Below are 26,233 nucleotides of genomic sequence, written 5' to 3' on the forward strand. Positions count from 1 at the left end.
TCAATCTTTAGCGTTTATTGGTGTAATTTTAGCGTCATCAATGATTTCTATTGCTTTTTCAATCAATTCATCACGTCCTTCTATTAGTCCTTTAATCGTTGGTTTTACCTCAATATCTGGTACAATTCCAACTCGTTGGGTTGGAGTGCCATCAGGATAATATACTCCAATTCCAGAAATCATGGTTCTTAATCCTCCTGGAAGATTAATTGTAGATACATTACCATCTGCTCCAGCTGTAGTACTACCTATTATAGATACATTATCTCCTGCTCTAAATGCCATAGCTGTATATTCAGCTGCGCTCTGAGATATTTCGTTTACTAATACTATTACTTTACCTTGATATGTTTTTCCCTTTGAAGGAATGTGTAAATTGTCACCAAACGTGAATTCTCCTGGATAATCTATATTACCTGTCGTAAATTTAACAAAAGGTGTTTTAGATGAAGTGAAAAAACTACCAAGTGTAAAAGGCATAAAGGCTGATGGGTAGTTTCTTATGTCTACAATAATGCCTTTAGTTTCTATAAGTTCCTTTTTTATTTTGTCCACGTCTTCATCTTTAATGTTTTTGAGAGAAACGTATCCTATATTGTTTTTAAGTAGCTTAAAACTACTAATATTTTTATCTTTAGTATACCATTTGTAAAAACCAGTTATGTCTTTTTTGTTATAGACAGGTATAGTTTTAATTAATTTTTTTCTGTTGTTTTCTATTTCAATATCTATGCTGTCACCTGTTGTGCGTAATAAATTAAAACTAAAATCTCTTAAGCGTGTTGGTTGGTTTGAAGCTGGATAAAAATCGTGATTATCTCTAACGATGTCTTCAACTTTTTTTCCGTTAATACGCGTAATAATATCTCCTATTTTCAAACCGTTTTTAGGGCTGTCTTCATTATAGAAGTTGTCTATCACTAATTTGTTTTCAATAAATGAAACATGAAATGATGGATAGTTATCACCAAGTATTTCGTTAATTTTATCTTTTCCTCCCCAAAGATTAGCATGTGTGTCTTTAATGTCTGCAATCATCTTTAAAGCTGCTAATTCATATTCTAATTCGTTTTTAGCATCAATAAATGGTGGAATATTCTCTTTTAAACTTTCATTCCAGTCTTTATCCATTAAATGTTTATAAGGAAAAAGTAATTTATCATATTCCAGTATTTATAAACTGATAATAATCTAAAACCATCATCTGGATATGGCATATCAGCATACGAATTTTCATTTTTAAACTCTGGATTTCCAACACCGTGAACCATATCAATATAATAATGGGTTCCTTGGTGTCTGTTTTGGGTAATAAAATGCAGTTTGTCACTTAAATCTTTAGATAAATTACCATCTGTAATCCAATTTAAACTAGGTTTTAAAACAGCATTTTCGTTTAATGGTTTACATTTTTTACAGATTTTTACAGTTCCTAAATTATCTATCCAATTACTTAGGATTTTATCTCGATCTGTATTAGATTTAGCTTTTTGATAATCTGGTAATATTCTAAATAATTCGTAATCCCAATTAAAATTTCCTTTTCCAACTTCTGGATGGTAGTATTTTAAGAAACCCCAAATGCGTCCCAGAAGCGTTAAGTTTTCTATTTGGTTTTTTTGGGATAAATCTATTGTGATTTTAGAACCTTTATCAAATTCTTTGTCCAATTCTTTCTCAGGAGCTTGATCCAGTGGTTTACCATCAACTGTTATATTAAAATTATCTACCCATATTTTTCCTGTTCCAACTATTAAACCACCAAAGGAAATAGAGGTTGCATTGTTATTAGTTTCTAATTCTACTTCGTATTTTTTCCAATCTGTGGTACCTTGGACCTTTCTTGATTCCATATCATCAATACTTATATCTGGATCAATGCGCATCCATAAACCAGCCCAACCATTAACTATATTTTCAGTTTTTAAATAACCAGTTAGTTTTATTTTTTTTGCTCCAAAATCTGTAGGAATAGTATATGTTAAAGCTCGAAACTCATCAGTATTACCATTACCCTCTATTGACGCAGATGTTGTTCCGTTTTGAGAAATTGTTGTATCGTAAACAATATTATATTCTTTGTTTCCAAGGGAAGACCATCCAACAGCTTCTTTCTCTTTCAGGATTTCAAAGTCAAAATTTAGTGAGTCTTGTGCATAAATACTGTTAGACAATAGCAGAACATAAAATGTAAAAATTAGTTTTTTCATGGTTGATTACTTTATTCAAAAAAATGAATAAATTAAAAGCGTATTAACTAACACTATGTTAAATAACAAAACATTAGGGTTTCATGTTTAGCATTTTATAAGCTTCATCAATATATAATGAAATATCATTTGTAAAAATTCCAACACCTGCATCAGGAGATTTTTGATGCCCTAAACGTACAATAATCACATTGTCTTCTGGCTGTACAATTACGTATTGTCCAAGGTGTCCACGCATCATGACAAAGTCTTTTCCGTTTTGGTTTTTTCTCCACCAACCATAACCATATTCTGGACTAGCAGCAAAACGTGGTTTTAGTGATTTTGCAACAAATGCAGAATCAAGTATTTGTTTTCCATTCCATTTTCCATGATCTTTATATAATTTACCCAAACGCGCAAAATCTTTAGCGTTACTAGCGATACAGCAGTACGCTTTTACTAGATCATCTTCTTCACTATCTAATTGCCATAAGGTTGAGTTTTCGCTTCCTAAAGGCTTCCAAAAGCTTTCTTCTAAATAGTTATACATTTTTTTACCCGTAGCTTTTTCAATAACCATAGCTAACATTTGTGTGTCTCCACTAGAGTATTTAAAAGCTTGACCAGGTTGGTCTACGACTTTTAAGCCATTCATTACCTTTTGTAAATCGTCATCAAAATAGGCACGTGTGGTAATAGATAAAGGTGAGTAGTAAGCTTCGTCCCAATTAGTACCTGAGGCCATACTACTTAAATCACCAACAGTCATTTTTGCTGCATCACCATCACAAAAGGCAGGTAAAAAGTCACAAACGGGTTGGTCTAAACTTTTAATGTGACCTTCCATTAATGCTTTACCCATTAATCCAGAAACATAACTTTTAGCCATAGAAAACGAGTTGGTTTTTGAGTCTTTATTGTAACCATCATAGTAGTTTTCAAACCAAATACTATCGTTTTTAATTATAACATAAGCTATAGTTCCCCAATCTTTGTTTGCTTTGTCTAGTGTTGAGGTTTCTTTAACCGAATTATAATTCTTGTGATTTGGCCAAGGTTGAGGTGTGCCATTTTCTATAACTTGATTGTCAAACTTTTGGTAATCATCTAAAAAAGCAGTCGTGTGACCTCGCATGTATATTGTGCGTACTGCTTTTATTAAATAGTCTGTGTCTGTTATGTAAAGTGTTGCAATTAATAATGCAAAAAGTACAACAAGTACCTTTAATAGCTTTTTTAAAAATTTCATTGATTTAATTAGTTTAGAACTTAAATATAATGAAATAATAAATTAATGCTAGTTATTTTGCTTTTCTTGCAGCTAGTTTTTGTTTGTAGTAGTCTTTTTTTGCTATGTATAAAGTCTTCGTAAATTCGGCTATTACTTCCTTTTTGTCATTAACCAAATTCATTGTTTTAATTATATCAACTTGCTGTTCTGTTTTTAGCTTAGTTTTTAAGGCTTCAATTTCTTCTTCTGTAAAAATAAACTCACCATAAATAGTACTTTTTCCTGGACGTTTATATTTTGCAGTTACTGCTTTGTCCCAAACCACATAGTTTTTACCTAGTATTTGTATTAACTGTATCATGTAAATTGGATCTGTTGCAGATAACATACTGCCACCAAAAATTGATCCAGCATAATTTCGGTTTTTCCAATTTAGTTTTAATCGGATTTTTACGTAATGTAAATCGTCGCTAACTTCTGTTAATTTTGCAGTAGTACGTTTGTACATTGGTGACCAATTAAAACCATATTTGTAGATGGTTGATGGTTTTACAAATCGTGTTAAAAATTCGGTTACAATTTTGTACATTAAAATAAGGATTGTTGTTTGTTTGGACTTTCGTGATTAAGTAGCCATTGTTTACGATGTAATCCTCCAGCGTAACCTGTTAAACTACCATCACTACCTATAACTCTGTGACAAGGTATGATAATCCATAACGGATTTTTACCATTGGCATTAGCAACTGCTCTGATAGCTTTTGGATCTCCTAATTGTTTTGAAAGTTGAAGATAGGACGTTGTTTTACCATGAGGTATAGTTTGCAAAGCGTTCCAAACTTTATTTTGAAAATCTGTGCCTTTTGGGTTTAGCTTTACGCTGAATTGTTGACGTAAACCTTCAAAATATTGGTTTAATTGAAGCACACAATCTTCTAAAACTTCTGGTATAATCGTGGTTGTTTTTTCTTCTGTATTTAATACAACTACTGATGCAATACCATTTAAATCACCTGTTATTTTAGTATAACCTAAAGGCGAATTGATAATGCATTCTTCCATTGTTATTCTGGATTTTTTTCTTCTATAATACCAAGTTTTTTTGCTCTAGCTTCCCAACTTTTTCTAGCCAGACTTTGTAAGTCGCTAACATTATCGCTTTCATCCATGATTTCCATTCCTAAAAGTGTTTCAATCACGTCTTCCATGGTAACAATACCACTAACACTTCCATACTCATCAACCACTAAAGCCATGTGGTTTCTGGTTTCTACCAATTGTTCAAATAAAGTAGGTATTGCTAAATCACGATTAACAATAATAATATCTCTTTTTAGCTCTGATAATTGTTTACTACCATTACCTAAAGCCATTTCTTTAAAAATTTCGTCTTTTAAAACTAAGCCTTTAATGTTGTCTTCAGTTTCAGAATATACAGGTATTCTAGAAAATCTTAGGTTCATATTTCTGTTAAAAAAGTCTTCAACAGTAGTCGTTTCGTTTTCAGATTTCATGACAGTACGAGGTGTCATTACGTTTTTTGCAAAAACTTCTTTAAAAGTTAAAAGGTTTTTAATAATCTTACTTTCGTTACCTTCAAAAACACCTTCTTCGTGTGCCATGTCTGCCATAACCAAAAAGCCTTCACGACTTAAAACACTTCCGTGACCTTTACCACCAATTAGCTTTGTAGTTAGTTGCATTAGCCATAATAAACCAGTCCATTTTAAAGGGAAAATTAAAATATTTAAAGCAGTTGTTGTAAAACCAGCTAAGCCTTTCCAATAGGTTGCACCAATGGTTTTAGGTATAATTTCTGAAGCTACTAATATTAAAATAGTCATTACTGCAGACACAATAAACACTCCGTAACCGCCTTCGCTTCCGTAAAGCCCTTCGGCTTCTTTACCAACTAAAATAGCACCAACTGTATGTGCAATGGTGTTAAGAGTTAAAATAGCAATTAATGGTCTGTCTACATCTTTTTTTAACTCTTCTAAATTAGTTGCAAACGCTTTGCCTTCTTGTTTTTTAACATTAATAAAAGTTGGTGTTACACTTAAAAGCACTGCTTCAAGTATTGAACATAAAAATGAAAAAAAGATCGATATTACTCCGTAAAATATTAGTAAAGCCATTAATTAAGTATAAGTTTTTGTAAAAATAACCATATTTTTTTAACTTGGTAAGTATAAACGTAACCTAATTAGTCTAATATAAAGTTTGATTTAAAAAATAATTAATTATGGATGAATTTAAAACCAAATTAGATAATCAAACCCTAGACATTAGCGTGATTGTGTCCAGTGATGCGCTTATGGATGGTTCTAGTAAAATATTTATAACCATTTACCATGAAGACCATCCACGACGTTGGCGAAAAATTGATGCCTTTCAAGATGAAGCCAATGTGTTTTCTGCTAGTATTAAAAAATCTAGATTTAGTAAGCGTCCAATTTTAAAAATAAGAACTAATTTTATTGTGGATACTATTGACTTAAAAGAGGCTATTGTAAAAACGTCTATTTGTAGTTACTTGCTAAAAGATGAATTAAATGAAGTTGGTTTTACTTCAAACTATCAAGATAATGAAAACGAGTTTGATCTAGGTAAATCAGACGATGAGACCTTTAGTATTTCTAAAAAAACACATATTGAATTGACTTAATGTTTAAATTAATCGCTATGAAAATTATTAAATTTTTACAATTCATTTCTTTGTTATTCTGTGTCTTTGGATTGGCTCAAGAAACTACTTCTATCAACGATTTTAATTTTGAAAGTACAACTAATCCTGCCTTTACTTTATTAGACGAAACACCAACACAAATCAATACACCTGATAATATAAAAGCACTAGGTTTATACCTGTCTAGTGGTTTTTCTAATACTAATATTGCATTGGAGGTCAATCCATATTGGTTTATAGATTTTGAAATTGAACGAACATATCAGGATTACAGAGGATTAAAAATTAACCAAAATAATAAGAGCTATATAGACCCTTTTATTGGCTTAAAAACTAACTCATCTTTGTCAATTGGGTATTTAGAAAAGCAATTTGAAGGTTTTGAAACTGATAAAAAAACCATTGCTATTGGTTACAGAACGACTATCCTACAGTTTTATAACGCTAATCGAATTGAGAATATTAAATCTGTAATACAACAAATAGATAATGGTGTTACAGATCCAATACATAAGTTGTTTGAAGAATTTTTATCTGGTGAAGGTGTTAATTTTCCTGGTAGTGGTAGTTGTATTGCATTAGCTACTGATTTAGAATTAAAGTCTAAATACGAAACTTTAGCAGACGATTTTTTGTTTAGAGTTTTAGATCAGCAAGATCCTGACGATCCAGACCCTTTGGCAACTCGTGCACATGCAGTTTTATCAGCTTTAGACAAGTTAACTATTACAAAAGAAGTATTAGTTGCTAATTATTTTAAAGACCGTTGTAGTAATATAAAAAGCTTTGTAAATAACCCTAAAACCATAAAACCTATTTTTAGATTAGATGGAGCAGTTGCTTATAGTTTGTTATTTAAAGAAAACGAAATTAGTACAGCTACAGCTAACAGGTTTGGTGCTTGGTTAACAGCAGATTTTGCTGTGCAGTTTAACACTGAAACCTACTTGCATTTTTATGGTATTGGTAAATATGTTGATGACGAATTTAATATTAATGAATCAGGTCTTTATACTAAAGAGCATTTTTGGGACTATGGTGGAAAATTAGAGTTAGAACTGAAAAAGTTTAAATTTTCTTACGAGTATCTAAAACGCTCTTTAAATAATGATTTGTATAGATCCGTAGGTAATATTAGCTACCAATTAAACCCTAGTTTAAACTTAATTGGAGGTTTTGGTAAAGATTTTCCTGTTACAGATAATTTAGTAACGATTTTTGGTATAAGTTGGAGTTTAGATGGAGGAATAGATTCTATATTTAATTAAAAAAGGTTTAACAACACATGGTTGTTAAACCTTTTTAAAGCTATGATAATAATTTTACAACATCTTTTGCAAAGTAACTAGCTATAATATCTGCACCAGCACGTTTTATAGCAGTAATTTGTTCCATCATAACAGCATCATGGTCTAGCCAACCTTTTTCGGCAGCAGCCTTAAGCATTGCATATTCACCTGAAACTTGATACACAGCTACAGGTACATCAACTTCATTTTTAATTTCTCTAACAATATCCAAATAACATAAGCCAGGTTTTACCATAACAATATCTGCTCCTTCGTCTATGTCCATTTCTGTTTCACGTATGGCTTCAAAACGATTAGCGTAATCCATTTGGTATGTTTTTTTGTCTTTTGGAATTTCTTGAGCATCCACAGGAGCAGAGTCCAACGCATCTCTAAACGGTCCATAAAAAGCAGAGGCGTATTTAGCAGAATAGCTCATAATACCAGTGTCTGTAAAATCATTATCCTCTAAAGCTTCACGAATTGCCAAAATACGACCATCCATCATATCACTTGGGGCTACAATATCTGCTCCAGCTTCGGCATGTGACAAACTCATATCAGTTAATACATCTACAGTATCATCGTTTATTACTTTTCCGTTTTCAATAATTCCATCGTGACCGTAAATAGAATATGGATCTAAAGCAACATCTGTCATTACTAACATATCTGGACATGCGTTTTTAACTGTTTTTATGGCACGCTGCATCAAGCCATCAGGATTAGAAGCTTCTGTACCTTTGTTATCTTTTAAATTATCAGGAACTTTTACAAATAGTAATACCGATTTTAGTCCAAGTTTCCAAAGCTCTTTAACTTCGGCTTGTAATAAATCCAAGCTATAACGATAATAATTAGGCATTGAAGCAATTTCTTCTTTAATCCCATGTCCTTCCACAATAAAAAGTGGTACTAAAAAATCGTTTGGAGATATTATAGTTTCTCTTACTAAGCTTCTAATAGCTTCGTTTGTTCTTAATCTTCTATTTCTTCTAATTGGATACATGTTATAAGTCTTCAGTTGCAGATTTATACTGCAGTTTTTATTTAATTATTGGCATAACCTAGGTAATACCATTTATTGTTTTCTTTTATAAATGCAGATTTTTCATGAATGACATCCATGTTACCTTTGTCATAAAAATAAGCATTAAATGTTACTGTGCCTTCTTCATTTTTACTTAAACCTTTGGTAGTTTCCAATACCTCTAGTTTTATCCACTCTACAGATTTTGCCCATTTTACAATCGCTTTTTTTTCTGAAATTGGTCTAGTTGTGGCATGATGTGTTTGCATTAAATAATCCCCTTTTGCCAAAACAAAAGCACTATATCTTGAGCGCATTAACTGTTCTGCAGTTTCGGTTTTTCCATTATTTAAATGAAACACTTCGCAGCATTGTTTATAAGTTTTGTTATTTCCGCAGTAACAATTCATATTATACCCAATCTATTGGGTTTTTTAAAACGTTTATTAAACGTTCTTCTTCACTTCCTGGTTCTGGATGATGGTCATAAATCCATTGTACATGAGGTGGTAAGCTCATTAAAATACTCTCTATTCTACCATTGGTTTTTAAACCGAAAAGGGTTCCTTTATCATGGACTAAGTTGAACTCAACATAACGTCCACGACGTATTTCTTGCCAATCGCGTTGCGCTTTGGTGTAATCTAAATCTTTTCTTTTTTCAACTATAGGAAGATAGGCCTCAAGAAAACTATCACCAACTTCAGTTACAAAATCATACCAGTTTTGCATACTCATATCTTCTGTTGCTTTACAGTAATCAAAAAATAATCCTCCTAAACCACGTCCTTCATTACGATGTGTATTATAAAAGTACTCGTCACAACGTGCTTTGTATTTTGTGTAAAATTCAGGATTGTGTTTATCGCAAGCGGTTTTGCAAGTTTGATGGAAGTGTTTTGCATCCTCATCAAACAAATAGTAAGGTGTAAGATCTTGTCCTCCTCCAAACCATTGGTCTACAATATTTCCGTCTTTATCGTACATCTCAAAATAACGCCAATTGGCATGTACAGTTGGTACCATTGGATTTTTTGGATGTAATACTAAGCTTAAACCACAAGCAAAAAAATCGGCATCTTCAACACCAAAATATTTTTGCATACTGTCTGGTAACTTACCGTGTACACCAGAAATATTAACACCACCTTTTTCAAAAACATTACCGTTTTCTATAACTCTTGTGCGTCCACCACCACCTTCAGGTCGTTTCCAAATGTCTTCTTGAAAGGTTGCTTTACCATCTATTTTTTCTAATCCAGCAGTTATGCTGTCTTGTAATTGATGTATGTATTCGAAAAATTTATCTTTCATTGTTATACCATTGATTTGTTACAATATGTTGCTTTTTCAAAATCTCTTATATTAATTGCTATAAAAGGAATGTTAGGAAACAATTTTTTTAATTCTGTGACTATGTTTTTTGATAATTCAGCTTTTTGCTCAGTCGTTCTGCCTTCCATGATATTAGCAAAAACATGAATGAAATCTGTTTTTGTTCCGCCAACTATGTAATTGTCCTCAAATGGATTTAGACGGACTTTAATATCTGCTTCGTCAAATAATTTTGTCTTTACAGCAGCATTATGTACAGTTAAAAGAGTGTCTTCCGGACTGTTTAAATCTAGTATGTTTTTGGAACAGTCAATTACAAAGTGTGGCATTAGTTGCTATTTAAATAATTTATATAATTCCATATTTAATGGGTTTTCACCAATAGGAGTAAATTCGTTTTCTAAAGTTTTAATCCTTTTAAAACCATTCGTTTCAGCAACTTTTATACTGCTTTTATTAGTGTTGTGAACTATAATTTTAAGTGTGTCTAAATGTAATTCTCTAAAAGCATATTCTGCTAGAATTTTAATAGCTTTAGAGGTTATGCCTTTACCTTTAAAAGTGTAGTCTATACAATAAGCAAACTCACCTTGGTTTGTAGACCAATCTAAGTCTTTAATATAGATTATGCCTATAAATTCTCTGGTTTGAATATGTTTTAAAGTGAATAAAAATTCCTCTTTATTTTTAAATTGTTTAGTTTTTTTATTAACGAATATTTCTGATAACGTTGGCGTTAGGTTTTGCGCTATAGTTTTAGGGAAATAACGTTGTAATCTGTCCTGATTGGCAATTATAAAATCACATAGTTTCCAAGCGTCTCCACTGTGGATTGGATTGATTTCAAATGTGTCAAATTGTGCAATCATTATAATAAAGTTTGATTACTTGTTTTTAGTTTTTTGACGGTTGTTAATGTGCCAGCAGTTACACTAAGTGGCAAAACAAGTATTACACCTATAAATGGTATGAATAGGCATAGAATAAAAACAAGTCCGTTACCTATTGCTAATCCGCGATTTTGTCTGATAAATTTAACGCTGTCTTTGTAATTAAAATGGCGCTCTAATGTATAATCCATATTACCAAAACCAGCATAATAGGATTGTACCATAATTAATAAAGCTGTAGAAAATAGGTTAACTACAGGTATAAATTTAAGTAATAAAATAGGGATGGTTATTAAAAGCTCACGTCCAAGATTTCTAATATTTATTCTTATGCCTCGCCAAAGTTGTTCTTGAAAAGAAGTTTTTCGGTGATTATGTTTAACAATTCCTGTTATATGAGTTTCTATTTTTTCTGAAACGGGACTCATAAATGGAGCTGATAAAGCCATTATTATGTGCTTGTATAATATTAAGCCAATTGCAACTATAATGATGCCTCCAATAATTGTAGATATGGTTGTAAAGGTTTGTTTTCCCCAGTCCCAAAACCAGATTTTTGCAATAAATTGTCCAATATTATCAGATAGTCCGTAAGCTGTAACACCAATAATAGCAGCAGTTATAATGCTAATAATAATAGGAATAAAAAAATACTTCCAAAGTTTAAGTCTTGAAATTAGTGCAAGTGCACCTGAGTATCCATTTATTCCTTTTATTATGTTTTGTATCATAACTAATAAGACGTCATGTGTTACGTTTTGTTACGCTTTATATTCTTTTACAGCATCAATAAATGCTTTTGCGTTATCTAAAGGTATGTTTGGTAATATACCATGACCTAAATTAACGATGTATTTGTCTTTACCAAAATCGTTAATCATTTGAGTTACCATTTTTTTAATTTCTGCTGGTGGAGAAAATAATCTTGTTGGATCAAAATTACCTTGAAGTGTGATGTTTCCTCCTGTTAAATAACGTGCGTTTCTAGCTGAACACGTCCAGTCTACACCCAATGCTGCTGCACCAGATTTAGCCATTTGGTCTAAAGCAAACCAACATCCTTTCCCGAAAGCAATAACAGGAGCATCGTCTTTTAATGCATCAATGATTTGTTGAATATATTGCCATGAAAATTCTTGATAATCTACAGGAGATAACATGCCTCCCCAAGAATCAAATACTTGAACAGCATTACAACCTGCTTTCACTTTTTCTTTTAAATATGCAATAGTTGTATCTGTAATTTTTTGTAATAATTGATGTGCAGCTACAGGATTTGTAAAACAAAATTCTTTTGCTTTGTCAAAGTTTTTAGACCCTTGACCTTGTACACAATAACATAAAATGGTCCAAGGTGAACCTGCAAAACCTATTAACGGAATCTCGTTGTTTAGTTTTTCTTTGGTTGCTTTTATAGCTTGGTAAACATAGTCTAATGCTTCTTTTACATCAGGTACGATAACATTATCTACATCTTTTTGTGTACGTATTGGATTTGGTAAATATGGTCCAAAATTAGGCTTCATTTGTACCTCAATATTCATGGCTTGAGGTATAACTAAGATGTCACTAAATAATATTGCAGCATCCATACCATAACGACGTATTGGTTGTACAGTAATCTCACTAGCTAATTCAGGAGTTTGGCAACGTGTAAAAAAGTCGTATTTAGCTTTTATTTCCATGAATTCTGGAAGGTAACGTCCTGCTTGACGCATCATCCAAACTGGTGGACGTTCTACGGTTTCTCCTTTTAATGCTCTTAAAAATAAATCGTTTTTTATCATCTTTGTTTCCGTGAAAACGGAATGTTTTTTAATTCAACTTAAATTTATATTGGTCGTACTGCTTAACTAAATTAGTTAATATGATGTTTACACATAATGTTGGTTAACTAATTCTATAACACTTTCTACTGTTGGAACTTTAGCTACGCGTACATCCTTAAAGTGCTTTTTAGCCTCTTTTGCAGTAGTTTCGCCAATACAAAATGCGATACCTTTTGTCTCGTTTTCTTTTTTATAGCTTTGTACAGTTGATGGACTGTAAAACATAACGCCTTCAATAGATTCTGGTAATTTAACGCTATCTAATTTTGTTTGATAGGCTTCAACTTCATTAACCACGATATTGTTGTCTGTTAGTATCGTTGGTAAATCATCTAATCTTAAATCACTACAGAAGTAGGTTACCTCAGTACCTTCAATATGATCTACTAGATACTCAGCTAGTTTTTTAGCGTTTTTAGCTGTGTGAGCGACCTTGCCTATTCGGTTTTCAATCATTTTTTTAGTACGTCTTCCAACGCAGTAAATGTTTTTAAATTGAAGCTCTACTGCTGAATAGTTAGTCAATAAAGCTTCTACAGCATTTTGACTTGTGATGACAACATTCTGGATTTCATTTTTAAGAAACCTTGGATGTATACGGTTTAAGCTGATTTTTACAAAGTCAGAACTCTCGACCTTTACCTTATCGTTTAGTAAAAAACGTTGATCATCTGTTAATGATTTAGTTGAGTATATGTTTGTTGGAATATGAGACTCTTTTAACTCGTCCATTAAGCGGTTTCCACCACGTTCTAAAATGTAGTCTGCACACCATTGTGCAATATCATGGTGTTCTCCTAAAGCTTTGACACGTTTAACATGTATTTTTTTGGTTCCGTCTTTACTTAAAAGGATGCCTTCAAAAGTGACTTCTTCATCTTTAATAAATGCAAGTCCTCCAATTGGAGCTGTACAGCCACCTTCAAGTTTATTTAAAAATTCACGTTCAATGGTCGTGCAAATTTCTGTTTCTTCGTGGTTTATTTCTCTTAAAACAGCAAGTGTTTCCTCATCTTCTTCAAGAGCAGCAATCATAATTGCTCCTTGAGCAGGAGCAGGAATCATCCATTCTAAATTTACTGCATCTTCTGGTCTAAGGTCAAGACGACCAATACCAGCAGCAGCAAATATGGCTCCATTCCAGTCACTATCTTCTAGTTTTTGTAACCTTGTGTTTACATTACCTCTAATATCTACAACAGTATGTGTTGGATAACGGTTTAACCATTGTGCACGACGACGTAAACTTCCGGTTGCTATTGTTGCTTCTCTAGCACCTAAAAACTCTTCGTTATGTTTAAATAACAAGGTGTCTCTAACGTTACCACGTTTTAAAACAGCAGCTTGAACGATTCCTTTTGGTAATAATGTAGGTACATCTTTTAGACTATGTACTGCAATATCAATATCTCCATTTAACATGGCAATATCTAAAGTACGAGTGAAAATTCCTGTGATCCCTAGTTCGTACAACGGTTTGTCTAAAACTAAATCTCCTGTAGATTTTACTGGAACTAATTGTGTTTGGTGACCTAAATGTTCTAGTTGACTTTGTACTGCTTTTGCTTGGTATAGTGCTAACTCGCTATCACGAGTTCCTATTCTAATTATTTTAGACATGCTTTGAGGTGTTTTCTAATTGAAACACTTTTTTAATTAATTCCAAACTTTCGTCAGTTGAGAAAGCATCATCTTTTAAATGATGTGCGAAATGATTGGTTATTTTTTGAATAATTTTATTACTTATAAGTTCGGCTTGCTCTTCATTAAAGTTAGCCATTTTTTTACGTTGCGTATCTAATTCGGCATTTTTAAAACTTTGAAGTTTGTGTTTTAAAGCTTTAATTGTTGGAGCAAATTTTCTGGTTTCTAACCATCCAATAAATTCGGCTTTAATATCTTCAATAATGCTTTCTGCTAACGGAATATGTTGTTTTCTGCGCTCTAAAGTTTCGTCTGTAATTTGCGATAAATCGTCTAAATGTATACGCTTGACGTTAGGTAGGTCTGTTACGTTTTCGTCTACGTTTTTAGGTATTGATAAATCTAAAATTAATAGGTCTTTTTTAGATTGAATTAATTGCTTGTCAACTGTTGGGTTTTGTGCTCCTGTGGCAACAATTAATATATCTGCTTCATTAATTTCTTCTTGCAGATTAGCGTAATCTTTAACGACTAAATTAAACTTTCCAGCAACAGCTTCAGCTTTACCTTTGGTTCTGTTAATTAGTGTTATTTGTTCGTTTTTAGTATGTTTTACTAGGTTTTCACAAGTATTTCTACCTATTTTACCAGTTCCGAATAATAAAATGTTTTTATCCGTTACGTTTTCTATTGTATTTAAAATGTATTGAACTGATGCAAATGAAACACTAGTTGCACCTGATGAGATTTCAGTTTCAGTCTTAATACGTTTACTAGCTTGTATAACCGAGTTTACTAAACGCTCTATAAAAGGATTAAGTAATCCATGCTCTTTAGAGATTGATGTGCTTTTTTTAAGTTGACCAATAATTTCAAAATCACCTAATATCTGACTGTCTAAACCAGAACCAACTCTAAATAAATGAGAAATTGCCTCGTTACCTTTGTAGATGTAAGCATATTTTTGAAACTCGTCAACCGTTCCTTTTGTGTTGTCACACAATAACTGGATTAATTGATAAGGATGTTCTGCAAAACCATAAATTTCTGTACGATTACATGTAGATGTAACGATAAGACTCTGGATTCCGCTGGATTGTGCTTGAGATAAAAGCGCAAGTTTAGAGGTTTCATCTAAACTAAAATGACCTCTTATTTCTGCATCTGCTTTTTTGTAACTTAAACCTAAGGCGTAAAAATATGTGCCTGTTGACATGTGATAGTGCTCCATTTACCTGACTGGGACTTTATTGTGAGCAAATTTATGATGTATCTTTTTTAAAAAGTAACGCTAAAAGAACTTTTAATAACGTTTGTGGTTTTTTATTGGTAAAAAACCACAAACTATGATATTTGTCATATTTTTGTAGTGAATACAACGGTTTGAAGCTTTATTGTTTAGAACCAATCTAAATAAGAAATTATTATGGCTGAAATTTCTAACGAAAAAAATGTCGTTAAAAGTTCCTTTAACGAAACACAGGTTGATCAAGATGTTTACGTCTTAACTTATCAAAATGAAACTGCTAAAAATCAGGTTGTTGAACGCTTTATCGATAGTAGCTTTATTCAGTTTCATTTTTGTTTAAAAGGGGATAGTGACTTTATTTTTAATAACGGAAGCTATGTTTTAAATATCGCAGAAGAAACATCTTTACTGTTATATAATCCTCAGAGAGATTTACCAATACATTTAAAAGTGAAACCAGATTGTTGGTTGGTATCTGTGTTGATTTCGATTAAAAAATTTCATGGTTTATTTAGTCAAGAAGCAGATTATATAACCTTTTTAAGTAGTGATAACAAGGATAAAAAATATTACAAAGACGGAAAAATTTCGCCATCTATGGCAATAGCATTAAACCAGATTGTGAATTACAATTTAAACTCGTCTATAAAAACACTGTATTTTAAAGGTAAAGCTTATGAATTATTGAGCTTATATTTTAATAGAGGTGAAGATGCTGATATTGATCAATGTCCTTTTTTAGTTGATGAAACTAACGTTGCTAAAATTAAAAAAGCAAAAGATATTATTATAGCTAGAATGTCTGAACCACCAACATTACAGGAGTTGTCAGAAGAAATTAATTTACCACTTAAAAAACTAAAAGAAGGTTTTAAGCAGATTTATGGAGACTCGGTTTTTAGTTTTTTGTTAGATTACAAAATGGAAGTTGCTAGAAAACTTTTAGAAACTGGTAATAACAATGTTAATGAAGTCGGTTTAAAAGTTGGTTACAGTACGTCTAGCCACTTTATTGCTGCTTTTAAGAAAAAATATGGTATTACACCTAAGAAATATGTCCAATCAATATAAAAAAATGCGCTTAAAAATTAAGCGCATTTTTTATTTAGTAACTGTTTTCATTTAGTCGCATTCGGTTTTTATGTATGACTAGTTCTAAAACATCTTCTATAAGTTGCTCTTCTTCTTTGTTTTCGTCTATGTACTCGCCATTATAACCAGAGTCATAGTACACTTCTGTTTGTAGTCTGTCTTTATGTTCTGGTGTTAAAAAACCAGCAAAATAAAATCGTTTAGTTTCGTCTTTACCTTCTTTTTGTATTAACATGTAGAAATACATGTCTCCAGTTTTGTCATCGTCTGTTTTAAATTCCTTTTTGCCTAAAAAGTGAATGGAATCTCGTTCTTTCTCGATGGTTGTATTGCTAAATAATGATGATTTAGCATACATCTCTTGGGTTATTGCTTTTGTAATGTAGGGTTTGTAAAGTTTTTTGCGATACATCCTATCGACTAAAATGGCTTGGTTTTTAAAGTCATTTAATGTTTTGTCTTTTAATTTATCAGGTATAGGCTCTCCAGCTTCTTCAAGTAAAATGTAGTAAGTGCTTAATGCTGTTACATTATCACTGTCTAGTAATTTGTTAAAAAAGTTTTTCGCGTCAGCTTCATTTCTAAACGGAAATATTAATTTGACATAGGCGTAAAGAGAACTACTGTATGATCTGTATCTGTAGCTAGCTTTAGACCCTAAGCTACGTTTTACTTCGATTTTACCATCCTTTATAATCTGCTTTTTAAACTTTTTATAATCTTTGGTTCTGATAAGGCTACTGTCTTTTAACCTTGACAATAGTTCGTAAATAGGCTCTTTATATTCTTCAATGGTGGTATATTCCATTAAATCTGGGAATAAAGTTTTTTTAAGTTGTAAAGAGTCTTTGTAATTGTAAAACATTGAGCTTATAGACCCACTTAAAGGTAAATCCTTGTCCATTAACTTTAAGAAGGTGTCATAAGATTTTTTAGTTTTTGTGTCCAATAAAGATCTTAAAACAGTATTTTGGATATCTGGTTTTGAATAAGACTCTTCATATAATGTATTTAAAAAAGCATCTGTTCTAGGGTCCTCCAATTCTGTTAATTCTGAAATTAAAAAGGTTTTAAAGTCTTCTTTGTTTTCAGGGAATTCAAAATTTTGAATTAAGTCTATCATCTTACTTGCGTTAGATTTTTTAAACTTAATTTTATTTTTAGCCCTAAATACTATGCTGTCGTTATTACGTAAAGCAGTAAAAAACCGATTGGTTTTATCACTAAAAACGGACTCACCCAATAGTGTATCTAATGGCTGAAAACTATCATAAAAATTAGTAATAAAACTTGAAGGTTTAGAAATAGTATCTGTTAGGCTTTTAATAGTAAACAGGGTTCCTTTTTTTAAGATGTTTTTTGTGATAATTGCTTTAGCGCTTAAAGAATCTTTTAGGTGAAACTCATAAATATACTGATCGTCTTTTTTGTATTTTTTTGTTAGAAATGATGTAGCTTTTAAACCCATCAATATGTTTCATGGTTTTGACTTGGTCATCAATTTCGTTCCATAAACTATCTTCATTTCTGTACATCTGTAAATCATGAAATTTAAGACGTGTAACAAAAATTTGTTCGTTGGCTTTAGAGTAGTATGTGGTGCGTTTTGTTTTTTCTTCGTAATCTTTAGGTTTGCGATAGCTATAATAATCGTTTCTAGGTGATGGTTTGGTATTGGTTAATACCGAAAAATGTAGGGATGTATCTACAATTTTTTCAAACCCCTCATGTATAACTTCTTTAAATTTAAAACTATTAAAGTATTCTTTGGCTTTAGTTTGGTCTTGGCCAACATAGCCTAATAAAAAGTAGCTTCCGTCTTTAACAATACTTTTTAAATGAATGTTTGTGTTTGATGTCGAGTCTTTTTTTGCAATTCCTTCATAACTATAATACTTGTCGTTATTGTATTTGCCTTCAGAGGTTTCTAAGTCAAAATCTTTAAAAAAGTTAGTGACTATAAATTTAGCTTCAAACTTATCTTCTTCAATATAAAATACATCATTAAAAGCGACTTCTTTTAAGAAATAATAATCGTTACCAACTTGTCCTTGAATTAGCTTTTGACCAATATTTTTTATGTTATCAGTGGTAAGGTATTCAGGAAAATTAACTTCATATTTATTGTAGGCAGAAGTGAATTTTTTATAATCAGTGCTTGGTTTTTTAAATAAAATTGAGTTGAAAATAGGCGCTTCGTTTTGTAAAACATAATCCTTTTGTCCGGCAAATTTTATAACAATAAGTTCTAATGGAGTTTCGTAAATATGGTATTTTTGATAATCTCCTTTTTTAGTTTTGTTTAGAATGCTAATTCCTGGATAAGGACTGTAAATAACATCTTTTTTTATAATATCTCCAGGTATGTCTTCAAACAAAAAGTTATCTAAACGGTCTAAAGTAGTTTCCTTTTCATTAGGTAAATGTTGGTAGGTGTTAAATCTGCTAATAGTTAAATAAGCACCATTGGTCATATCTGGAGAGATGTAGTATTTTTGACCACTATAATAAAATTCGTATAAGTTGGTAAATGCTTTTAAGCTAATAAAACCGTCAGGTGTACTTGCGGTTTTTAAAGTGGGGCTAGCAATGTAATCTTCAATGGTTTCTTTTTTAGCTTGTGCAACCCTTGTTTGTTTAGAGGTTAAAGGTTTAACGGTATAACCTTTGTTTTCAAGCATTTTAAGCATTCCTTTTTTGCCAGGTAAATGTGCTGCGCCTACACCAGCAAATACAGACTGTGATTGCATTAAGCTATCTAATACATGTACCATGTTTTCGTTACGTATGTATAACATGTTTTCTCTAAAAAACTCAGTGTTAGATGCAGCTCCTATAGAATCTAGTAGTGTTAAATTGCGGTCTCTATACGTGTTTTCTTGAACTAAATATGGATTTTCTTTTTCGTATAATTTGGTTAGCCAAGGATCTATTTTGTTTTTTCGTGCATTACGTTGTGCTTTAGCGACTAAAAACCTAGACTCTTCAATGTCCTCTAAACTGTAAATGTTTTTTTCTTTTTTACCAGCTTGGTAAATAAACATATCTAAGTAAGTTTCTTCTTCAAAATTATCTGCATAACCATCTTTTCTGTATAAATACCCATTTATCATTCGGTTGTCAGATCGTATACTTCCTCTAATTGCTACTTCTTCTGGGTGTTCTAATCCAAATAGTGTGGAGTAAAAATTTTTGTCATAAGACTGCGAGTAGTTTTGTGGTGTTAAAGAAGTCGTTTTGTAGTTAAAAGCTAACCATGTAGATGGGTCAGACTCTAAAGCAATACTTTCACTTTTATCTAAAGCATCAAAAAACACATCATCTAACCTAAAAGCAACTTTAGCACTTACATGCATTGTCCCATATATGTAAGATGATTTTTCTAGGTTGTTTCCAGATATTTCCCAAAGTAAACTTTGTTCTGGTTTTTGATGTTGCGAAAACGAATTAAAAGACAGCACACAGCAAAGTGCTAAAATGAGTTTTTTCATATATTGTAAGTGTATCTTCTTGTAAATATATTAAACTTAACTTTATATAAAAGAGTTTGGCTATATAATAATAGAGGATTAGTATAACCAGATTATCAATTTTTGGTCATAATAAAAATTAGAATTGTATTTTTGTTTTTGAAAAAGAATAAATATGAAAAAAGGTGTATTGCTAGTTAATTTAGGTTCTCCAGAGAGTCCAGAACCAAAAGATGTTAAGAAATATTTAGGTGAGTTTTTAATGGACGAACGCGTTATTGACGTTCCGCTTTGGGCTAGAACCTTATTAGTGAAAGGTATTATTCTAAACACAAGACCAAAACAGAGCGCTAAAGCTTATAAAAAAATATGGTGGGACAATGGGTCACCATTAATTGTTTTGTCAGAACAATTACAAGACCAAGTCCAGCAACAGACAGATTTACCTGTTGCATTGGCTATGCGTTATGGTAGTATGACTATTAAAAAAGGATTACAAGAATTGGTAGATAAAGGTGTGGAAGAGGTTTTTTTAATTCCTTTATACCCTCAATTTGCTATGGCTACTACCGAAACAATTCTAGTTTTAGCAGAAGAAGTTAGACAAGCTAATTTTCCTGATTTAAAAATTGACAGTTTACCAGCATTTTATAATAAACCAGAATATATCAAGGTTTTGGCTGAATCTATTAAAGGGCATTTAGAAGGTAAAAACTATGAGCATTTATTGTTTTCTTATCATGGTGTGCCAGAGCGACATATTAGAAAAAGTGATATAACAAATGGTCACTGTAAAATAGATGGTAGCTGTTGTGCAACCGCAAGTAAAGCTCATGAATTTTGCTATAGACACCAATGTAAAGAGGTGACTAGATTAGTAGGAGAGTATTTAGGATTAGAAGAAAATAGTTTTTCAACTTCATTTCAGTCAAGATTAGGGTTTGACCCATGGTTACAGCCTTATACAGATCGTACTATTGAAAGATTGGGTAAAAAAGGAATCAAAAATATGGCAATCGTAACACCTGCTTTTGTTAGTGATTGTTTAGAGACTTTAGAGGAAATAGCAATGGAAGGAGAAGAAATTTTTCATGAAGTTGGTGGTAAGGATTTTACAACAGTGCCTTGCCTTAATACAGATAAAAATTGGGTAAATTTATTAGCAGATTGGATTAATGATTGGTCAGTAACTCCAGTAGAAGCTTAATGCAAAAAAGTGCATCTTCTGATCTAGGTAGTCAACCCATAAGTAAACTCTTGATTAAACAAGCAGTTCCTGCATCTATTGGTATTTTAGTGATGTCACTAAACATATTGGTGGATACTATTTTTGTTGGTCAATGGATTGGTTCAACCGCAATTGCAGCTATAAATGTTGTACTACCTGTATCGTTTTTTATTGCTGCTTTAGGTATGAGTATTGGAGTTGGAGGATCTTCCATTATTTCTCGTGCTTTAGGTGCAAATAATAAGCCTAAAGCATTAAAAACATTTGGTAATCAAGTAGCCTTAACGTTAATCTTTACTGTTACTTTTGCTGCATTTGGATTGTTTTTTGTAAATCAATTAATTCCAGCTTTTGGTGGTAAAGGAGTCATTTTTGATCCTGCAAAAATCTACTATGAAATCATACTTTATGGTGTGCCTATTTTAGGTTTTGTCATGATGGGTAATAATGTGATTAGGGCAGAAGGAAAACCAAAATTTGCCATGTATGCTATGTTAATTCCGTCTATTGGTAATTTGCTTTTAGACTACATTTTTATTGGTGTTATGGACTTAGGAATGGCAGGAGCAGCTTGGGCTACAACTGGATCTTATATTGCAGCTTTCTTATTTATTTTATGGTATTTTCTGTCTAAACATTCCGAATTAAAAATTAATTTATCTCATTTTAAGCTTCAAAAAAATATAGTTGCAGAGATAGGATCACTTGGTTTTGTAACCCTAGCAAGGCAAGCAGTAGTTAGTGTAACCTTTTTACTGGTTAATAATGTGTTGTTTGATTTTGGAGGTGAAACCTCAGTAACCGCATACGCTATTGTAGGACGCATGAGTATGTTTGCTCTATTTCCTGTTTTTGGTATTACCCAAGGATTTATACCAATTGCTGGTTATAATTATGGGTCAAAGCAGTATAATCGTGTAAAAGAGGTTATTTACACAGCTATAAAATATGCTACAGTATTAGCCATTTTAGTTTTTGTAAGTTTGATGATTTTTCCAGAAGTAATAACCCGATTATTTACTAAAAATATAGAAGTCATAAATGTTACGCCAAATAACATGCGTTGGGCTTTTGCTGCAATTCCAATACTCGCAGTACAGTTAATTGGAGCAGCTTATTTTCAAGCAGTAGGTAAGGCTTTGCCAGCGTTATTATTAACGTTAACTAGACAAGCTATTTTCTTTATACCATTACTTTTTATTTTACCAATCTATTATGGCGAGTTTGGAGTTTGGATGTCATTTCCAATTTCGGATGTTTTATCGACAATTATTACAGCCTACTTTTTAAGACGTGAACTAAAGTTAAATTTAAATAAGAGATTAGAAGACGCGTAATAATCCTTATTTTTACTATTCGCAATCAATCTAGTTTTAAAATGAATACTTTAAAATCATTATTATTTCTTTTTTTAATAGGAATTTCTACTACATCAAACGCACAATCTGTTGCTCCTTCTGATTATTCTGGTCTAGAATATAGATTATTAGGTCCTTTTCGTGGCGGAAGAAGCGCAGCTGTAACAGGAGTCGCTAATAAACCTAATTTATATTATTTTGGATCTACAGGAGGAGGAGTATGGAAAACTTTAGATGGTGGACGTCATTGGGATAACATTTCTGATGGTTTTTTTGGAGGAAGTATAGGTTCAATTTCGGTTTCAAAAAGTGACCCTAATGTTATTTATGTTGGAGGAGGAGAAAAAACCGTTCGTGGTAACGTGTCTTCGGGTTATGGTGTTTTTAAAAGTGTTGATGCAGGAAAAACATGGACTGCTTCAGGATTAAAAAACTCTAGACATATTCCTAGACTTGCCATAGATCCTACAGATCATAATATTGTTTATGCTGGAGTATTAGGTAATATTTATAAACCAACTCAAGATCGTGGTGTTTATAAAAGTACGGATGGCGGAAAAACATGGAGAAAAACCCTATTTGTTAATGATCAAGCAGGAGTTGTAGATCTTTTAATAGATCCAACAAATTCTAGAATATTATATGCTTCAACTTGGCGTGTACAACGCACACCTTATAGCTTAAGTTCTGGAGGAGCAGGAAGTGCTTTATGGAAAAGTACTGATAATGGCGAAACTTGGACTGAAATTTCTAAAAATAATGGATTTCCTGAAGGGACTTTGGGTATTATTGGAGTTACAGTCTCTCCATTAAATAACCAACGTGTTTGGGCAATAATTGAAAATAAAGACAAAGGTGGTTTGTATAGAAGTGATGATGGTGGAACTACATGGAAACAAGTTAATAGCCAACGCAAATTACGTCAACGTGCCTGGTATTACACACGTGTTTATGCAGATACTAAAGATGTTGATGCGGTTTATGTTTTAAATGTTAGATATCATAAAAGTACAGATGGAGGAAAAACCTTTGGTACTTATAATGCACCACATGGAGATCATCATGATTTATGGATAGCTCCAGAAGATCCAAATAGAATGATAATTGGTGACGATGGTGGAGCACAAGTCACTTATGATGGTGGAGAAACTTGGAGCACCTATCACAACCAACCAACATCACAGTTTTATAGAGTAACAACAGATAATCACTTTCCATATCGTATTTATGCTGCACAGCAAGATAATTCAACAGTCCGAATTCCGCATCGTACAGAAGGATATTCAATTACAGAAGACGATTGGGAAAGCACTGCTGGAGGAGAGTCTGCACATATAGTTGTAGACCCTGAAGATAATGACATTGTTTATGGAGGAAGTTACGATGGGTTTTTAACCAGAAAAAACCACAGAACCGGAACTGTTAGAGCAATTAATGTTTGGCCTGATAATCCAATGGGTCATGGAGCAGAAGGTATGAAATACCGTTTTCAATGGAATTTTCCTATTATATTTTCTGAGCATAATCCAAATAGATTATATACATTTTCACAACATGTACACGTAACTGAAAACGAAGGGCAATCGTGGCAAATAGTTAGTCCTGATTTAACTAGAAATGATCCTGATAAATTAAAATCTTCAGGAGGACCAATTACACAGGACAATACATCTGTAGAGTATTATTGCACCATTTTTGCAGCACAAGAATCGCCAATAACAGAAGGCCTATTATGGGTTGGTAGTGATGACGGATTAATACATGTTACTAAAGATGGTGGCAAAAATTGGGCAAATGTGACACCTAAAGGAATGCCTGATTGGATGATGATAAACAGTATCGAGCCAAGTAATTTTGATGCAGGAACCTGTTATGTAGCAGGAACAAAATATAAAACAGGTGATTTTACACCTTATTTATATAAAACTACTGACTATGGTAAGACTTGGAAAAAAATAACAAACGGTATTGCAAACGAACATTTTACAAGAGTGCTTCGTGAAGACCCAAAACAAAAAGGATTGCTTTATGCAGGAACAGAAACTGGACTGTATGTATCATTTAATGACGGTAAAAACTGGCAATCGTTTCAGCTTAATTTGCCAATTGTTCCAATAACGGATTTAACTATAAAAAACAATAATTTAATAGTTGCAACCCAAGGACGTAGTTTGTGGATTTTAGACGATTTATCAGTAATTCATCAAATGTCTTTATCTAATTTGAATGATGCGCAATTGTTTCAGCCTAAACCCACTTACAGAATGCGAGGCGGTTTTGCTAAAAACAGTAAAATTAACGGAACTAATCATCCTAATGGAGTGATAACTTATTTCAATTTAAAAAACTATAAAGATAATGATGAGGTAAGTTTGACTTATTTTGATAAACAAGGCGATACCATTAAGACGGTTTCCACTAAAAATAAAAAAGAAGATAAGTTAGAAGTTAAAAAAGGTTTAAACCATTTTGTTTGGGATATGACTTATAAAGGTGCCGAAAAATTAGATGGAATGATTTTGTGGTGGGCAAGTTTAGAAGGTCCTAAAGCAACTCCAGGCACTTATAAAGTGACTTTAAATGTAAATGGTGTCAGTACATCGCAACCTTTTACTATTGTAGCTAATCCAAATGCCGAAAGCACACAAAGTGACATGGATCAGCAATTTTTGTTTATTAAAGATGTAAATAAAACTATTGATAACGCACATCAAGCGATTAAAAGCATGCGAAAAGTAAGTCAGCAATTATCAGCTTTTGAAAAGCAATATAAAGATGATAAAAATTTAAAAGCCTTATTAGATAAGGCTAAAGCATTAAAGGAAAAATTTACTACAATTGAGGAAGCGTTATACCAAACTAAAAATAAAAGTGGTCAAGATCCTTTAAATTTTCCTATTCGATTAACAAACAAATTAGGGCATTTAAATGCTTTAGTTAGAATGGGAGATTTTGCACCAACGGAACAAGATATTGCTGTAAAAGATGAATTAACCACAAAAATTAATAAGCAATTAGAATCCTTTAATAGGCTTATAACTGATGAGGTTACAGCTTTTAATACAGCCTTTAACGCTAAACAACTTAACTATTTATTTGTTCAAGACTAATGGAATATTACAATTATATAAAAGCATTACACTTAATTTTTGTGGTCACCTGGTTTGCAGGCTTATTTTATATACCTAGATTATTTGTGTATCAAATTGAGGCGTTTCACAAACCATCACCTGATAAAGAAATTCTTGGTAAACAATTAAAATTAATGACTAAACGTTTGTGGTTTATCATCACTTGGCCAAGTGCAATATTAGCGACCCTTTTTGCTGTTTGGTTGTTAATACTTCAGCCCTTTTGGTTGCAACAACCTTGGATGCATGTTAAATTAACCTTTGTAGGTTTATTGTTTTTATACCAAATCCAAACCCATATTTACTTTAAGCAATTGCAAAACGATGTCGTTAAAAAAACATCTAACTTTATGCGTATGTATAATGAAGGTGCTACATTTATACTGTTTGCAGTTGTCTTTCTAGTAATACTTAAAAGTGCTATAAATTGGGTGTTTGGGGTTATAGGTATTTTTGTTTTAGGAGTGTTGTTAATGCTAGGTTTTAAGGTGTATAAACGTATTAGAGATAAAAATCCGGATGCCTAATTCAACCATCAGGTTATCCAGTCTATTTTTTGGTTTGATTATTGCTATA

Annotated in this window: 24 protein-coding genes; 7 read left to right on the forward strand and 17 right to left on the reverse strand. The window is 32.1% G+C overall.

What is annotated here, in order from left to right; translation table 11 throughout:
* From AC0L4B_RS04505 to AC0L4B_RS04530, 6 genes are all read right to left on the reverse strand, one after another.
* Complete coding sequence (locus AC0L4B_RS04505) at window positions 1-1,131, reverse strand: S41 family peptidase (RefSeq protein ID WP_473438733.1); 1,131 nt, start codon at window positions 1,129-1,131, stop codon at window positions 1-3.
* A complete protein-coding gene (locus AC0L4B_RS04510; RefSeq protein WP_473438734.1) occupies window positions 1,131-2,210 on the reverse strand; it encodes a hypothetical protein in 1,080 nt (359 codons plus the stop codon). Before AC0L4B_RS04510 ends, AC0L4B_RS04505 begins: the two co-directional genes overlap by 1 nt.
* A gap of 73 nt (window positions 2,211-2,283) precedes the next feature.
* Entirely contained in the window at window positions 2,284-3,441 is a 1,158-nt protein-coding gene (locus AC0L4B_RS04515) for a serine hydrolase domain-containing protein (protein ID WP_473438735.1), read from the reverse strand.
* A gap of 52 nt (window positions 3,442-3,493) precedes the next feature.
* Entirely contained in the window at window positions 3,494-4,012 is a 519-nt protein-coding gene (locus AC0L4B_RS04520; RefSeq protein WP_473438736.1) for a DUF4442 domain-containing protein, read from the reverse strand.
* Window positions 4,012-4,485 carry a methylated-DNA--[protein]-cysteine S-methyltransferase gene (locus AC0L4B_RS04525; protein ID WP_473438737.1) on the reverse strand — a complete coding sequence of 158 codons (474 nt, stop codon included), beginning with the start codon at window positions 4,483-4,485 and terminating at the stop codon, window positions 4,012-4,014. The genes AC0L4B_RS04520 and AC0L4B_RS04525 overlap by 1 nt, the downstream gene beginning before the upstream one ends.
* A gap of 2 nt (window positions 4,486-4,487) precedes the next feature.
* Complete coding sequence (locus AC0L4B_RS04530) at window positions 4,488-5,561, reverse strand: CNNM domain-containing protein (RefSeq protein ID WP_473438738.1); 1,074 nt, start codon at window positions 5,559-5,561, stop codon at window positions 4,488-4,490.
* Window positions 5,562-5,668: 107 nt separating this feature from the next.
* Here AC0L4B_RS04530 and AC0L4B_RS04535 point away from each other — a divergent pair, with 107 nt between their 5' ends.
* The gene (locus tag AC0L4B_RS04535; protein ID WP_473438739.1) at window positions 5,669-6,091 is read left to right on the forward strand and encodes a hypothetical protein; all 423 of its coding nucleotides are present in this window, start codon (window positions 5,669-5,671) and stop codon (window positions 6,089-6,091) included.
* A gap of 17 nt (window positions 6,092-6,108) precedes the next feature.
* Window positions 6,109-7,380 carry a hypothetical protein gene (locus AC0L4B_RS04540; protein ID WP_473438740.1) on the forward strand — a complete coding sequence of 424 codons (1,272 nt, stop codon included), beginning with the start codon at window positions 6,109-6,111 and terminating at the stop codon, window positions 7,378-7,380.
* 40 nt (window positions 7,381-7,420) lie between these two features.
* Here the strand turns inward: AC0L4B_RS04540 and hemB are convergent, their stop codons facing one another.
* The 9 genes from hemB to hemA form a co-directional block, all read right to left on the reverse strand.
* Window positions 7,421-8,410 (reverse strand): porphobilinogen synthase, encoded by a 990-nt coding sequence (gene hemB / locus AC0L4B_RS04545; RefSeq protein WP_473438741.1) that lies wholly within the window; start codon window positions 8,408-8,410, stop codon window positions 7,421-7,423.
* Between the two features lie 41 nt (window positions 8,411-8,451).
* Window positions 8,452-8,793 (reverse strand): YchJ family protein, encoded by a 342-nt coding sequence (locus tag AC0L4B_RS04550; RefSeq protein ID WP_473438742.1) that lies wholly within the window; start codon window positions 8,791-8,793, stop codon window positions 8,452-8,454.
* Window positions 8,794-8,842: 49 nt separating this feature from the next.
* A complete protein-coding gene (gene hemF / locus AC0L4B_RS04555) occupies window positions 8,843-9,745 on the reverse strand; it encodes an oxygen-dependent coproporphyrinogen oxidase (protein ID WP_473438743.1) in 903 nt (300 codons plus the stop codon).
* A 2-nt stretch (window positions 9,746-9,747) separates the two neighbouring features.
* The gene (locus AC0L4B_RS04560; protein ID WP_473438744.1) at window positions 9,748-10,095 is read right to left on the reverse strand and encodes a 5-carboxymethyl-2-hydroxymuconate Delta-isomerase; all 348 of its coding nucleotides are present in this window, start codon (window positions 10,093-10,095) and stop codon (window positions 9,748-9,750) included.
* A 6-nt stretch (window positions 10,096-10,101) separates the two neighbouring features.
* Window positions 10,102-10,635, reverse strand: coding sequence for a GNAT family N-acetyltransferase (locus tag AC0L4B_RS04565; protein ID WP_473438745.1), 534 nt, complete (start codon window positions 10,633-10,635; stop codon window positions 10,102-10,104).
* Entirely contained in the window at window positions 10,635-11,387 is a 753-nt protein-coding gene (locus AC0L4B_RS04570; protein WP_473438746.1) for an EI24 domain-containing protein, read from the reverse strand. The genes AC0L4B_RS04565 and AC0L4B_RS04570 overlap by 1 nt, the downstream gene beginning before the upstream one ends.
* Before the next feature lie 30 nt (window positions 11,388-11,417).
* On the reverse strand, window positions 11,418-12,443 hold the full coding sequence (gene hemE / locus AC0L4B_RS04575; protein ID WP_473438747.1) for a uroporphyrinogen decarboxylase: 1,026 nt from the start codon (window positions 12,441-12,443) through the stop codon (window positions 11,418-11,420).
* 87 nt (window positions 12,444-12,530) lie between these two features.
* A complete protein-coding gene (gene hemC / locus AC0L4B_RS04580; RefSeq protein ID WP_473438748.1) occupies window positions 12,531-14,105 on the reverse strand; it encodes a hydroxymethylbilane synthase in 1,575 nt (524 codons plus the stop codon).
* Window positions 14,098-15,360 (reverse strand): glutamyl-tRNA reductase, encoded by a 1,263-nt coding sequence (hemA, locus tag AC0L4B_RS04585; protein WP_473438749.1) that lies wholly within the window; start codon window positions 15,358-15,360, stop codon window positions 14,098-14,100. The genes hemC and hemA overlap by 8 nt, the downstream gene beginning before the upstream one ends.
* A gap of 195 nt (window positions 15,361-15,555) precedes the next feature.
* Here hemA and AC0L4B_RS04590 point away from each other — a divergent pair, with 195 nt between their 5' ends.
* Complete coding sequence (locus AC0L4B_RS04590) at window positions 15,556-16,449, forward strand: helix-turn-helix transcriptional regulator (RefSeq protein WP_473438750.1); 894 nt, start codon at window positions 15,556-15,558, stop codon at window positions 16,447-16,449.
* Between the two features lie 34 nt (window positions 16,450-16,483).
* Here AC0L4B_RS04590 and AC0L4B_RS04595 read toward each other — a convergent pair whose 3' ends face one another.
* Together AC0L4B_RS04595 and AC0L4B_RS04600 are read right to left on the reverse strand one after the other, a co-directional pair.
* Window positions 16,484-17,938 carry a hypothetical protein gene (locus AC0L4B_RS04595; RefSeq protein ID WP_473438751.1) on the reverse strand — a complete coding sequence of 485 codons (1,455 nt, stop codon included), beginning with the start codon at window positions 17,936-17,938 and terminating at the stop codon, window positions 16,484-16,486.
* The gene (locus AC0L4B_RS04600) at window positions 17,874-19,961 is read right to left on the reverse strand and encodes a TraB/GumN family protein (protein WP_473438752.1); all 2,088 of its coding nucleotides are present in this window, start codon (window positions 19,959-19,961) and stop codon (window positions 17,874-17,876) included. The genes AC0L4B_RS04595 and AC0L4B_RS04600 overlap by 65 nt, the downstream gene beginning before the upstream one ends.
* A 154-nt stretch (window positions 19,962-20,115) precedes the next feature.
* Here AC0L4B_RS04600 and hemH point away from each other — a divergent pair, with 154 nt between their 5' ends.
* Genes hemH through AC0L4B_RS04620 form a run of 4 tightly spaced genes read left to right on the forward strand, consistent with a single transcriptional unit; the run spans window position 20,116 to window position 26,184 of the window.
* Entirely contained in the window at window positions 20,116-21,147 is a 1,032-nt protein-coding gene (gene hemH / locus AC0L4B_RS04605) for a ferrochelatase (protein ID WP_473438753.1), read from the forward strand.
* Complete coding sequence (locus tag AC0L4B_RS04610; RefSeq protein ID WP_473438754.1) at window positions 21,147-22,505, forward strand: MATE family efflux transporter; 1,359 nt, start codon at window positions 21,147-21,149, stop codon at window positions 22,503-22,505. The genes hemH and AC0L4B_RS04610 overlap by 1 nt, the downstream gene beginning before the upstream one ends.
* A gap of 41 nt (window positions 22,506-22,546) precedes the next feature.
* Window positions 22,547-25,636 carry a VPS10 domain-containing protein gene (locus AC0L4B_RS04615; protein WP_473438755.1) on the forward strand — a complete coding sequence of 1,030 codons (3,090 nt, stop codon included), beginning with the start codon at window positions 22,547-22,549 and terminating at the stop codon, window positions 25,634-25,636.
* Window positions 25,636-26,184, forward strand: a complete 549-nt coding sequence (locus AC0L4B_RS04620) for a CopD family protein (RefSeq protein ID WP_473438756.1) — start codon at window positions 25,636-25,638, stop codon at window positions 26,182-26,184. The genes AC0L4B_RS04615 and AC0L4B_RS04620 overlap by 1 nt, the downstream gene beginning before the upstream one ends.
* Window positions 26,185-26,233 lie beyond the last annotated feature (49 nt).

This window comes from Olleya sp. NP1-10, assembly GCF_055804415.1.

What these genes read in the sequence shown, in the direction of transcription:
- AC0L4B_RS04520 (WP_473438736.1), bottom strand. Translation starts at nt 4,012, where the DNA reads ATGTACAAAATTGTAACCGAATTTTTAACACGATTTGTAAAACCATCA.
- AC0L4B_RS04535 (WP_473438739.1), top strand. Translation starts at nt 5,669, where the DNA reads ATGGATGAATTTAAAACCAAATTAGATAATCAAACCCTAGACATTAGC.
- AC0L4B_RS04610 (WP_473438754.1), top strand. Translation starts at nt 21,147, where the DNA reads ATGCAAAAAAGTGCATCTTCTGATCTAGGTAGTCAACCCATAAGTAAA.
- hemB (WP_473438741.1), bottom strand. Translation starts at nt 8,410, where the DNA reads ATGTATCCAATTAGAAGAAATAGAAGATTAAGAACAAACGAAGCTATT.
- hemH (WP_473438753.1), top strand. Translation starts at nt 20,116, where the DNA reads ATGAAAAAAGGTGTATTGCTAGTTAATTTAGGTTCTCCAGAGAGTCCA.
- hemC (WP_473438748.1), bottom strand. Translation starts at nt 14,105, where the DNA reads ATGTCTAAAATAATTAGAATAGGAACTCGTGATAGCGAGTTAGCACTA.
- AC0L4B_RS04525 (WP_473438737.1), bottom strand. Translation starts at nt 4,485, where the DNA reads ATGGAAGAATGCATTATCAATTCGCCTTTAGGTTATACTAAAATAACA.
- AC0L4B_RS04600 (WP_473438752.1), bottom strand. Translation starts at nt 19,961, where the DNA reads ATGAAAAAACTCATTTTAGCACTTTGCTGTGTGCTGTCTTTTAATTCG.
- AC0L4B_RS04505 (WP_473438733.1), bottom strand. Translation starts at nt 1,131, where the DNA reads ATGGATAAAGACTGGAATGAAAGTTTAAAAGAGAATATTCCACCATTT.
- AC0L4B_RS04510 (WP_473438734.1), bottom strand. Translation starts at nt 2,210, where the DNA reads ATGAAAAAACTAATTTTTACATTTTATGTTCTGCTATTGTCTAACAGT.
- AC0L4B_RS04540 (WP_473438740.1), top strand. Translation starts at nt 6,109, where the DNA reads ATGAAAATTATTAAATTTTTACAATTCATTTCTTTGTTATTCTGTGTC.
- AC0L4B_RS04615 (WP_473438755.1), top strand. Translation starts at nt 22,547, where the DNA reads ATGAATACTTTAAAATCATTATTATTTCTTTTTTTAATAGGAATTTCT.
- hemF (WP_473438743.1), bottom strand. Translation starts at nt 9,745, where the DNA reads ATGAAAGATAAATTTTTCGAATACATACATCAATTACAAGACAGCATA.
- AC0L4B_RS04565 (WP_473438745.1), bottom strand. Translation starts at nt 10,635, where the DNA reads ATGATTGCACAATTTGACACATTTGAAATCAATCCAATCCACAGTGGA.
- AC0L4B_RS04570 (WP_473438746.1), bottom strand. Translation starts at nt 11,387, where the DNA reads ATGATACAAAACATAATAAAAGGAATAAATGGATACTCAGGTGCACTT.
- AC0L4B_RS04595 (WP_473438751.1), bottom strand. Translation starts at nt 17,938, where the DNA reads ATGGGTTTAAAAGCTACATCATTTCTAACAAAAAAATACAAAAAAGAC.
- AC0L4B_RS04560 (WP_473438744.1), bottom strand. Translation starts at nt 10,095, where the DNA reads ATGCCACACTTTGTAATTGACTGTTCCAAAAACATACTAGATTTAAAC.
- AC0L4B_RS04515 (WP_473438735.1), bottom strand. Translation starts at nt 3,441, where the DNA reads ATGAAATTTTTAAAAAAGCTATTAAAGGTACTTGTTGTACTTTTTGCA.
- hemE (WP_473438747.1), bottom strand. Translation starts at nt 12,443, where the DNA reads ATGATAAAAAACGATTTATTTTTAAGAGCATTAAAAGGAGAAACCGTA.
- AC0L4B_RS04530 (WP_473438738.1), bottom strand. Translation starts at nt 5,561, where the DNA reads ATGGCTTTACTAATATTTTACGGAGTAATATCGATCTTTTTTTCATTT.
- hemA (WP_473438749.1), bottom strand. Translation starts at nt 15,360, where the DNA reads ATGGAGCACTATCACATGTCAACAGGCACATATTTTTACGCCTTAGGT.
- AC0L4B_RS04590 (WP_473438750.1), top strand. Translation starts at nt 15,556, where the DNA reads ATGGCTGAAATTTCTAACGAAAAAAATGTCGTTAAAAGTTCCTTTAAC.
- AC0L4B_RS04620 (WP_473438756.1), top strand. Translation starts at nt 25,636, where the DNA reads ATGGAATATTACAATTATATAAAAGCATTACACTTAATTTTTGTGGTC.